This window comes from Bradyrhizobium sp. 23 (genome assembly GCF_023073295.1).
Classification (GTDB): Bacteria; Pseudomonadota; Alphaproteobacteria; order Rhizobiales; family Xanthobacteraceae; genus Bradyrhizobium; species Bradyrhizobium canariense_D.
Genome location: NZ_JADPJF010000148.1, coordinates 422,354 through 431,594, shown reverse-complemented (window position 1 = coordinate 431,594; position 9,241 = coordinate 422,354). Strand labels below are relative to the sequence as shown.

The 9,241-nt window shown below is 64.7% G+C and carries 11 protein-coding genes and 1 pseudogene; 7 read left to right on the top strand and 5 right to left on the bottom strand.

Going from position 1 to position 9,241, the window contains the following annotated elements:
• The 3 genes and pseudogenes from IVB32_RS35370 to arsC form a co-directional block, all read left to right on the top strand.
• Positions 1–106: pseudogene (locus tag IVB32_RS35370) on the top strand (transcriptional regulator); the annotation flags it as partial.
• Positions 99–803 carry an MIP/aquaporin family protein gene (locus tag IVB32_RS35365; RefSeq protein WP_018458502.1) on the top strand — a complete coding sequence of 235 codons (705 nt, stop codon included), beginning with the start codon at positions 99–101 and terminating at the stop codon, positions 801–803. The pseudogene IVB32_RS35370 and the gene IVB32_RS35365, both read left to right, overlap by 8 nt.
• Positions 800–1,201, top strand: coding sequence for an arsenate reductase (glutaredoxin) (arsC, locus tag IVB32_RS35360; protein ID WP_018458501.1), 402 nt, complete (start codon positions 800–802; stop codon positions 1,199–1,201). Before IVB32_RS35365 ends, arsC begins: the two co-directional genes overlap by 4 nt.
• A 34-nt stretch (positions 1,202–1,235) precedes the next feature.
• On the opposite strand, the gene IVB32_RS35355 is transcribed toward arsC, so the two are convergent.
• The 4 genes from IVB32_RS35355 to IVB32_RS35340 all read right to left on the bottom strand — a co-directional run bounded on the left by IVB32_RS35355 (position 1,236) and on the right by IVB32_RS35340 (position 5,760).
• Positions 1,236–2,615 carry a carbohydrate porin gene (locus tag IVB32_RS35355; RefSeq protein ID WP_247375655.1) on the bottom strand — a complete coding sequence of 460 codons (1,380 nt, stop codon included), beginning with the start codon at positions 2,613–2,615 and terminating at the stop codon, positions 1,236–1,238.
• 177 nt (positions 2,616–2,792) lie between these two features.
• Positions 2,793–3,770, bottom strand: a complete 978-nt coding sequence (locus IVB32_RS35350; protein ID WP_026233596.1) for a tripartite tricarboxylate transporter substrate binding protein — start codon at positions 3,768–3,770, stop codon at positions 2,793–2,795.
• A gap of 75 nt (positions 3,771–3,845) precedes the next feature.
• Positions 3,846–4,751 carry a VOC family protein gene (locus IVB32_RS35345; RefSeq protein ID WP_018458498.1) on the bottom strand — a complete coding sequence of 302 codons (906 nt, stop codon included), beginning with the start codon at positions 4,749–4,751 and terminating at the stop codon, positions 3,846–3,848.
• A gap of 16 nt (positions 4,752–4,767) precedes the next feature.
• The gene (locus IVB32_RS35340) at positions 4,768–5,760 is read right to left on the bottom strand and encodes a zinc-dependent alcohol dehydrogenase family protein (protein ID WP_247366800.1); all 993 of its coding nucleotides are present in this window, start codon (positions 5,758–5,760) and stop codon (positions 4,768–4,770) included.
• A 112-nt stretch (positions 5,761–5,872) separates the two neighbouring features.
• Here IVB32_RS35340 and IVB32_RS35335 point away from each other — a divergent pair, with 112 nt between their 5' ends.
• The 3 genes from IVB32_RS35335 (at position 5,873) to IVB32_RS35325 (ending at position 8,134) form a co-directional block, all read left to right on the top strand.
• Positions 5,873–6,574, top strand: coding sequence for an FCD domain-containing protein (locus tag IVB32_RS35335; RefSeq protein ID WP_018458496.1), 702 nt, complete (start codon positions 5,873–5,875; stop codon positions 6,572–6,574).
• 93 nt (positions 6,575–6,667) lie between these two features.
• The gene (locus tag IVB32_RS35330) at positions 6,668–7,531 is read left to right on the top strand and encodes a fumarylacetoacetate hydrolase family protein (RefSeq protein ID WP_018458495.1); all 864 of its coding nucleotides are present in this window, start codon (positions 6,668–6,670) and stop codon (positions 7,529–7,531) included.
• Between the two features lie 9 nt (positions 7,532–7,540).
• The gene (locus IVB32_RS35325; protein ID WP_018458494.1) at positions 7,541–8,134 is read left to right on the top strand and encodes an amino acid synthesis family protein; all 594 of its coding nucleotides are present in this window, start codon (positions 7,541–7,543) and stop codon (positions 8,132–8,134) included.
• A gap of 9 nt (positions 8,135–8,143) precedes the next feature.
• On the opposite strand, the gene IVB32_RS35320 is transcribed toward IVB32_RS35325, so the two are convergent.
• The gene (locus tag IVB32_RS35320; protein WP_026233595.1) at positions 8,144–8,971 is read right to left on the bottom strand and encodes an MBL fold metallo-hydrolase; all 828 of its coding nucleotides are present in this window, start codon (positions 8,969–8,971) and stop codon (positions 8,144–8,146) included.
• Positions 8,972–9,066: 95 nt separating this feature from the next.
• Between IVB32_RS35320 and IVB32_RS35315 the strand changes: the two genes are divergently transcribed.
• Positions 9,067–9,241, top strand: a 175-nt coding sequence (locus IVB32_RS35315) for a LysR family transcriptional regulator (RefSeq protein WP_247413000.1), incomplete at its 3' end; no start/stop codon positions are given.

Sequence of the window (9,241 nt, the reverse complement as noted above, 5' to 3'; positions counted from 1 at the left end):
CCTGCTGCGGGATTGCTGCGGCGGGCGGCCGGAAGTTTGCGAGCCGGTCGTCGAAACCCTGCAAGCCTGCTGCAAGCCGAGACGAAGGGAGCGGAGCCGTGCCTGATCAATTCGATCTTCCGCGCCGCCTCGCGGCCGAGGCGCTCGGCACGGGCATTCTCGTCGCCACCGTGGTCGGCTCCGGCATCATGGCGGAGACGCTGACCAAGGATGTCGCGCTTGCGCTTCTCTGCAACACGTTGCCGACCGGCGCCATTCTGGTCGTCCTGATCACCGTGCTCGGACCGATCTCCGGCGCGCACTTCAATCCGGCCGTCACGCTGGTCTTCACCGGCAAGCGCGAGCTACCGGTGAACGACGCCGCACTTTACGTCGTCGCGCAGATTGCCGGCGGCATCGCGGGAACGATGGCGGCGCATCTGATGTTCGGGCTGCCGCTGCTCGATTTCTCGGCGAAGGTGCGAACCGGGGGACCGCAATGGTTCGCCGAAGCCGTCGCCGCCTTCGGTCTGGTCGCGACGATCGTCGCGGGCATCCGTTTCCAGCGGGCGGCCGTCCCCTGGCTGGTCGGCCTGTACATCACGGCGGCCTATTGGTTCACGGCCTCGACCTCGTTCGCCAATCCGGCCGTGGCTATCGCGAGGTCATTGACCAACACGTTCGCGGGCATACGTCCCACCGACCTGCCCGGATTCATTCTCGCGGAGCTCTGCGGAGCCTTTGCCGCCATGCTGTTGATGAACTGGCTGCTCGGACCGCCCCAGGCGCGAGGCCCCATCCCAATCGCGGAGACTACCTTATGAGCGTCACGATCTATCACAACCCCGCCTGCGGCACCTCGCGCAACACGCTGGCGATGATCCGGCAAAGCGGCGTCGAGCCCGACGTGATCGAATATCTGAAGACGCCGCCGTCGCGCGAAAAGCTCGTCGAGCTCGTCAAGGCCCTCGGCATCTCCGTTCGCGCGCTGCTGCGGGAAAAAGGCACGCCCTACAAGGAGCTCGGCCTCCACGACCCCAAATGGTCGGACGACGAGCTGATCGACCAGATGCTCGCGCACCCCATCCTGATCAACCGTCCAATCGTGGTGACGCCCAAGGGCACACGCTTGTGCCGGCCCTCGGAAGCCGTCATCGATCTCCTGGACAATCCCGTCGGCCGGTTCGTGAAGGAGGATGGCGAGGTGGTCGAGGCGCGATGATTGCCGACATGGCCTCACTCGCGTTTGCCTCGACTTAAAATTTCAGGGTCGTGCGCAATCCGAAAACCGAGGCATTGCGCAATGCCCGTCCCGGCAGCGGACTAGCCGGAGCCGTCGCGCCGCCACCGGGATGGACGATGTATTGAAAGTTCGGCTGAACGGTCCAGCCATCCTTGATCTGGTATTGATAGACGGCCGTGAGCAGCCCCTCGAAGCTTCGCACCGGCCAGCGCGGATCGACGAACCTGGCATAATCGGCGTCGAGCGTCTGGGCCCGTTTTGAGACATGCGCATACCCGGCGGCAATGCCGAACTTGTCGTCGGGGCGTGCATTGCTGAGCCCGATGAGCTCGACGCCGCCATCTGCATAGACATCGACCAGATTGCGGTCAGCCGGCGCGCCGGACACGCGTGCGAAAATGCCGATGCCGCGATCGTCGCTGTTCGGCACCCGATAAATCTGCTGCTCGAAGACCGCCCAGGCTCCAATATCGCCCGACAAGAGCCGCGGTTCCCCGCTGCTCGTTGGCGCGGCCAGCGAGACGCCGTTGGATGCGAAGCGCTGATCCCCGAACGATCCGAAATGACGCCAGCCACCGACCTTGAACTGGCCGGTCAAGTTCGGGTCACCCTTCCTGTTATTCCAGGCATATTGAACCTGGCCGAGCAGAAGCGGCGGATCGTTGACCCGGAAATTGACGCCATACCGGTTACGCTCCTGCGGATCGCCGGAACCGGGCCCGGCCTGGTCGCCGTCGAAAATCGCGCCAAGGACGGACAACTGGTCCGTCACGTTCCACAGGAGGCGCGCGCCCACGGCCGCCAAGGGCGGCGACGGCCCGCCGCTTGGCAAAGCAAGCGACGTGATCGCCGGCCAACCCATCGAGGCGTTGGTGAACACATCCGTGTACTTGGTATTGAAGAACTCGCTGTCGGCCGCCAGCTGCCCGAGCTTGAGCGATAGTTTCTTGTCGCCCCACTGCTTCTCGAAATAGGCCTCGTAGAGTCGCGTCGAGGGCAACGCTTCGATCCCGCTGACGACGAAGAAATTCTGCAGATTCGAGCGCGAGAGGCCTTCGCCGTGGATCTGAAACATGTTGGCGTGAAAGGTCAGCTTGTCGATGCCGACGAGTTTTTCGAAATCCAGATCGACGGCGAGATTGAGCCTGCCTTCGTAGACCGCACCTTTCTTCAGACCGCCGGTCGGATTTCCGAGCACCTCGCCGATATAGGTGGCCGCAAACTTCACCCCGTACTTTTGCCAGGGGTTCGGCAGCAGCCCGAGCGTTTTCTCCTCGATGGTGCTCTCGCCTGTATCGGGATCGGCAGGCTTGTCGTCGTCGGTTTTCTTGTCTTCCTGAGCCGCGGACTGGGCAGCCGCGACCAGGCAAGCCGCAACGATCAACGCCCGCATCGAATACCTGATTGCTCTGGCGGCCACGCTCACCTCCCGAGCGATCAATGACGCACGCCGCTGCCCGACATTCAAGCGGGCCGTCGAACAATGTGCGCCGGCGCGGAAATCCGATTCGCGCGCTGTTAACTACCGCATGCGCGAGGCGGTACTATGTTCACTTTTGCACTTCGACCATCAGATCTTCGGGATCTTCGCCCGCTCCACCACGCCGATCCATTTGCTGATCTCGGTCTCGATCAGCGTCTTCATCTCCTCCGGCGAGCTGCCGCGAACCTCGCCGCCGACGGCGGTCTCCAGGCGCTGCTTGAGGTCGGGATCCCTGAGTGCATCCAGCGTCGCCGCATTGAGTGCGGCGATGATGCCGGGCGGCGTTCCCTTCGGGGCCAGCAGGCCGGCCCAGGTGCGCACGTCATATCCCTTGATCCCGGCTTCCTGAACGGTCGGCACGTCGGGCAACAATGCGGTGCGCGTCGGCGAGGTCACCGCCAGGCCGCGGATCGCACCGGCCTGGATCTGCGGGGCGAGCAGGACCGGCGTGCCGACGATCACCGGAACCTCTCCGCCGAGCAGCGCGGTGACGGATTGGGAATCGCCGCGATAGGGCACGTGCACGATCTCGACGCCGGCGGCTGCGTTCAACAGCTCTCCTGCAAGATGGTGCGTGCTGCCGAAACCGACCGATCCAAAGCTGAGCGCACCGGGCTTCTGCTTTGCCATGGCGACGAGCTCGCCCAGCGATTTTGCCGGATAGTCGCTACGCACGGCAATGACGAGCGCGTAATAGACCAGCGTCGAGATCATCTCGAAGCTCTCGGCCGGCTGGTAGGCGAGGCTCTTGTAGGTCGCCGCGGAAATGGCGTGAGCGCCGGTGACGAGCCCGATCGTGTAGCCGTCGGGCGCCGCCTTCGCGATGGCATCCGCGGCGATGTTGCCGCCGGCGCCCGGCTTGGCCTCGACAATGATCGGCTGCCCGAGCTTTTTCGAGAGCCCGTCGGCGATGATGCGCGACAGCGTGTCGGCCGCGCCGCCGGCGGCAAATCCATGCAACAGCCGGATCGGGCGCGACGGATAATTCTCCGCCGACGCCGAAGTGGTTGCGAAAAAACCGCCAAACAGAAAAATCGCCGCAGCAAGCCGCTTCATCCGTTGCATGGATGCGTCCTCCCTTTTGGTTGTTCTATCGTTGGCCGCGACGAGGCGGCGTTTCTTCAACTCGCGTTTGATCCGCTAGCGGGCGAACTCCGTGCATTCAGGCGATGGCGGCATGCCCCAGACGTCGCGCGGCAGGCCGACCCAGACTTTTGGCCGCTGCGGTCGATCGCGATGCCAGGGACGCGGCTCGAAATAGCCGAGCGCCTCGTCGGTCATGCGGTCGAGATCGAAGAACAGCTCGACCACATGCCCGTCGGGATTGCGGTGGTAGATCGCGGTGTTGTGCCCGGGGCCATGACGCACCGGCCCCCAGAGAACCGGCAGCTTGTGCCGCGCGAGATGATCGCAGGCCTCGTGCATGTGGGCGGCACCACGCAGCTCGAACGCGACATGATGCAGGCCACGGACGGGCGCGCGGGCGAAGTTCAGCGTGTGATGTTCGAAGCCGCTGCGCATGAACACGAAGCGATCCTCGATCCAGTCGGAGACGCGCAGGCCCATCATGTTCGCGTAGAACTCCGAGGCCGCGCGCGGATCGGGCGTAGCAAGCGCGACATGGCCGATCTTGCTGACGGCAAGCGCTCCGATCCGCTCCTGCGCGGGCGTCGGCGTCCAGCCCTGGATCAACTCGAAGCGCGTTCCTTCGGGATCGCTGAACGACAGCAGCCTGGAAACGCCAGGCAGGGGATCGCTCTGAAGTTCGGGCCGCAGATCGGCCTGCTTCAGCGCCGCGCCGAGCGTCTCGATCTGGACATCGGGAGCTATCTCGAAGGCGATGCTCGTCAGCGCCGCGTGGCCGGGTTCGATCACCAGCGAAAGCTGCTCGGCATCGTTGGCGAGGAAGATGCGGTTGCCGTCGCGGCCGACGAGGCCAAGACCGATCGCGGCGCGGTAATAGTCGAGCAACCGCTCGGGATCTGGCGAGGCAAAGCTCGCGTGCCGGAGCCGGGTGAAGCGTGCAATGGGTGCTTGTGTCGTCATTGTGCGATCCACCCCCTCATGGCGTCATGATGATCTTGCCGAGCGCGGAGCCCTGCTCGAGCAGCGTGTGGGCCTGCCTGACCTCGTCGAGCTTCAGGACCGCCGAGATCGCCGGCTTGATCGCATTGCGGCTCAGCGCGTCAATCACATTGCGCATGAGCGCGCGACGCCCGTCGCGATCGTGGTCGTAGATATGAAAGGAGAAGCAGCGTATCGCCGGGCAGATGTCGAGATGGTCGCGCATCGCCGCCATCAGGTTTTCTTCCGGCAACCCGGCGAAGGCGTTGTACGACAGCAGCGTCCCCCATTTGCCGAGCGCGCCGAGATAGCCGGTGAACTCAGGCCCACAGACGTGATCGAGCACGAGGCCGACGCCCTCGCCCTTGGTCAGCTCGCGGGCCCGCGCCACCACGTCTTCGCGGCGGTAGAAGATGATCTCATCGGCGCCGTTGCCCCGCGCGAATGCGGCCTTCTCCTCGGTGGAGACCGTGCCGATGACATTCATCTGTGCGAGCTTGGCAAGCTGTACCAGCGCGGTGCCGACACCACCCGCCGCCCCGATCACCAGCACGCTCGCCGGTGCGCGCGGATGGCGGCACTCGTGCAGCAGCGCGTAAGCGACCTGGTAGTTCGACAGGCACACGGCCGCCTGCAGATCGACATTGTCGGGCAGCACATGAGTGGCGTCCGCAGGCGCGACCACATAGTCGGCGTAGCAGCCGCCGCGCTGCGACAGGTCGCGTGCGCTCAGCAGCACCTTCTGGCCGATCGCAAGCCCCTCGACGCCGGACCCGAGCGCGGCGATGCGGCCGGCGACGTCGTTGCCCGGATCGGCCGGCAGTGGCGGCATCCATTTGTAGACGCCACGCCGGATCAGCACATCGGGCTGCCCAACGCCGAACGCTTCGGCGCGAATCTGCACCTGGCCTGGTCCGGGCACAGGCACCGGAAGCTCAACCAACTCGAGTGCATCCGGCCCACCCGGCTGACGCACCAGCACCGCTCTCATGATGTCACACGCCTCCCCAGCTATATTTTCGAAAATCATACCGTTTACGAAAATTATTGCAAGATGGTCGTTGGCGCGGCATGTTGAGCCATCGATTCAAATGACAGAAATCATGTCCGAAAGCGCCATTCGCTCCCGCAAGGAATTCGGCAAGACCGTTGCCGCCGACATCACCCATCGGCTGCGCGAGGAGATCATTGCCTGCGGCCTGGCGCCGGGCGAGCCGCTGCGATTCGACGTCCTGCGCGAACGATTCGGCGTAAGTTTCACGACGCTGCGCGAGGCGCTGACGGCGCTTACCGCCGAAGGCCTGGTCGACGCGCAGGAGCAGCGCGGATTTCGGGTGGCGCCGGTCAGCCGCCAGGACCTGGTGGAAGTCACCGATGCCCGGGTGCTGATCGAGGTGGAATTGATCCGCCGCGCGATCGAGCGGGGCGACGACGACTGGGAAATCGCCGTCATCTCGACCCTGCACAGATTGAAGCGAATCGAGCAGCGCGATCCGGAACATCCCCTGCGCGATCCCGAATGGAAGATCGCCCACCGCCAATTCCACCAGGCGCTGGTGTCCGCCTGCGGCTCCGCGACACTCCTCGCCATTCGCGCCGATCTGTTCGATCGCGCCGAGCGCTATCGGCACCTTTCGGCCAATTTCCGCCCCCGCCCGCGCGACAAGGCCGGCGAGCACCAGGCGATCATGCAAGCCGCCATCTCGCGCAATCCGGATCTCGCGGTGCAGCTGATCGAGGCGCATATCCGCACGACCGCCGACAACGTGGCGACCTACGCCGCGCATCTGCTCGATACCGAATAGGCGGCAACGGCTTTTTATCGCCGCGGGCTTGCGCCTCGCCTGATTTTCGAAAATAATAGGCAAGATCGAAAATGCCAACCTTTGAGGCGTACCATGAAGCTGCTGTCGTTCTTGGATGGGAATCGGGAGAGCTGGGGCGCCGTTGCCGAGAATGGCGTGGTGGATCTCGGTCGCGCCCTGCCCCAGTATCCTGTTCTCGCGGACTTCCTCGGCAGCGACGACTATGCGCGGCGCGAGGCCATCGTCGCCGGGCACAAGCCCACAATGGCGCTCAGTGACGTCAAATATCTGCCGGTGATCCCGCGTCCGGAGAAGATCGTCTGCGCCGTGCGCAATTATCTCGACCACCACAATGAAGCCGTGGCGTTCGGGATGAAGCGCGAAATCACGGAATTTCCGCCGATCTTCCTCCGGGTCTGGCGCTCCCAGGTCGCGCACAACGCGCCGGTGATCCGGCCGAAAGTCTCGGACAATTTCGACTGGGAGGGCGAGCTTGCCGTGGTCATCGGCAAGAGCGGCCGTCACATCAGCCAGGCCGACGCCTGGGATCACGTGGCAGGCTATTCGATCTACAACGACGTCAGCGTGCGCGACTGGCAGCGTCACGCCCAGCAGATCGCCTCCGGCAAGAACTTCGTCGGCACCGGCCCGTTCGGACCATGGCTGGTGACGCCGGACGAGATCGGCGATCCCACCAAATTGAAGCTCGAGACGCGCGTCAACGGCGCGGTGGTGCAGTCGTCCGACACCTCGATGCTGATCTTCTCGATTCCGCGGCTGATCGAGTACAGCTCGACCATCTTCGACCTCGTCCCCGGCGACGTCATCGCCACCGGCACGCCGGCCGGCGTCGGCTTCACTCGCAAGCCGCCTGTTTTCCTCACGCCCGGCGATGTGGTCGAGGTCGAGATCGAGAACATCGGCGTGCTGCGCAATCCCGTCGTCGACGAAGCATAGCGCCTGCGCATGTCGTCTCAAGACGTGTCCCATGACATCCGCAAGACCGCGCTTAGCGTCGAGACCACCTGGCACGAGCGCGGTCCCCGGCTGGAGAAGCCTCTCCTGGTCGGGACGGCCATTGCGGTGATCCGCAATCCTTTCGCGGGCCGCTTCGAACCCGACCTGATGCCGTTTCAGGCATCCTTGCGCGAACTCGGGCGCGAGCTCGCAACACGGCTGATCGCGCAGCTCGGCGGCGCCGCGCAGATCGAAGCCTATGGCAAGGGCATCATCGTCGGCGAGGACGGCGAGCTCGAGCACGGCGCGGTCTGGCACGAGGCCGGCGGTCAGGGCATGCGCGAGGTGCTCGGTCAGCCCAAGGCGATCGTTCCGGCGGCGAAGACCATCGGCGGTCCGGGCACGCGGCTCATGGTTCCGCTCGGGCACATCCACGCCGCCTATGTCCGCAGCCATTTCGGCACCGCGGAGATGACGCTGTGGGATTCACCACGGCGCGACGAGATCGCCTTCGGGCTCGTGATGGCGACCGGCGGCCGGCCTCACGCGCGCATCGGAGGCCTCGCGGCATCCGCGATCTCCGCGCACGACGGACAGCGCTGACGGGCGCGATCAATGCGCGTTGCAGCGGCAACGCTCGTAATCGACGGGATCATGGCTGTTGACGATCGTGACGCGTTCGCCGTGGTTCAGCTTCAGCGCGCGCAGTCGCACCTGGTTGGCGATCCGCATGCCGCGGTCCATGTCGGCGCGACGCTGGAAATAGCCCAGCACCAGCGGCATGCGGGGCGATGCGTCGAGCTGGCCGTGATGGAAATAGCTGTCGCCGGCGTGCAGCAGCCATTTGTCGCCTGATCGCACCGCGATACCGCAATGGCCGAGCGTATGGCCGGCGAGCGGGATCATCAGGATGTCCGCCTCTGCGTCGCCGAGGGCGCGCACGCCCTTGAAACCGAACCAGTCTTCGCCGGCTTCGCCATAGAATGTCCAGCTCGGTCCATGGCTCCACTGCCCGGTGACATAGCGCCCTTCCGGCGGCGCCGGCTTGCGCTGCACCGCCATGTCGTATTCGGCGCGATGGACATGGATCGCGGCATGCGGGAAGTCCGGCACGCCGCCAGCGTGATCGCGGTCGAGATGGGTCAGCAGCACATGGCGCACGTCCTTGGGGGAATAGCCGAGTGCCTTCACCTGTTGCACCGCCGTCTCCGCCGGATCGAGCCTTGGCGCGGTCTGCCGCAGCCATCGTCGTCCCAGCCGATCGGGCGTTGCGATATCGCCAAGTCCAATGCCGGTATCGACCAGGGCGAGCCCGTCATTGGTCTCCACTAGCAGGCAATGGCAGACCATGCGGGCGCGCTGGAACAGGCTGCCGGTGCCGTTCACGAGGCGCCGCCCCATCGGGCACATCGTGCCGGTGTTGAGATGGTGAATTTTCATCGCGCGTTCCCTGCCTGTTGTGAGCAGAGCGTTCTTGTCATCGTTAGATCCATAGGTAAAATATCGAATATTGATAATATCTCTAGGCATATCCTATGGACATACGCGAACTCCGCTACTTCGCCGCCGTCTACCGCGAGCGCAACCTGACCGCGGCGGCGCGCGTCTGCTTCGTTTCGCAGCCGTCGATCTCCACCGCGATCACCCATCTGGAGGCCGAGCTCGGCACCACGCTGTTCATCCGGCACAAGAAGGGCGTCGCGCCAACCG

Bases quoted from the DNA above. Each gene is read 5' to 3' on its own strand.
- IVB32_RS35355 (WP_247375655.1), bottom strand. From the start codon at position 2,615: ATGCGGGCGTTGATCGTTGCGGCTTGCCTGGTCGCGGCTGCCCAGTCC.
- IVB32_RS35325 (WP_018458494.1), top strand. From the start codon at position 7,541: ATGTCGTCTCAAGACGTGTCCCATGACATCCGCAAGACCGCGCTTAGC.
- IVB32_RS35340 (WP_247366800.1), bottom strand. From the start codon at position 5,760: ATGAGAGCGGTGCTGGTGCGTCAGCCGGGTGGGCCGGATGCACTCGAG.
- IVB32_RS35350 (WP_026233596.1), bottom strand. From the start codon at position 3,770: ATGCAACGGATGAAGCGGCTTGCTGCGGCGATTTTTCTGTTTGGCGGT.
- IVB32_RS35335 (WP_018458496.1), top strand. From the start codon at position 5,873: ATGTCCGAAAGCGCCATTCGCTCCCGCAAGGAATTCGGCAAGACCGTT.
- IVB32_RS35345 (WP_018458498.1), bottom strand. From the start codon at position 4,751: ATGACGACACAAGCACCCATTGCACGCTTCACCCGGCTCCGGCACGCG.
- IVB32_RS35320 (WP_026233595.1), bottom strand. From the start codon at position 8,971: ATGAAAATTCACCATCTCAACACCGGCACGATGTGCCCGATGGGGCGG.
- IVB32_RS35330 (WP_018458495.1), top strand. From the start codon at position 6,668: ATGAAGCTGCTGTCGTTCTTGGATGGGAATCGGGAGAGCTGGGGCGCC.
- arsC (WP_018458501.1), top strand. From the start codon at position 800: ATGAGCGTCACGATCTATCACAACCCCGCCTGCGGCACCTCGCGCAAC.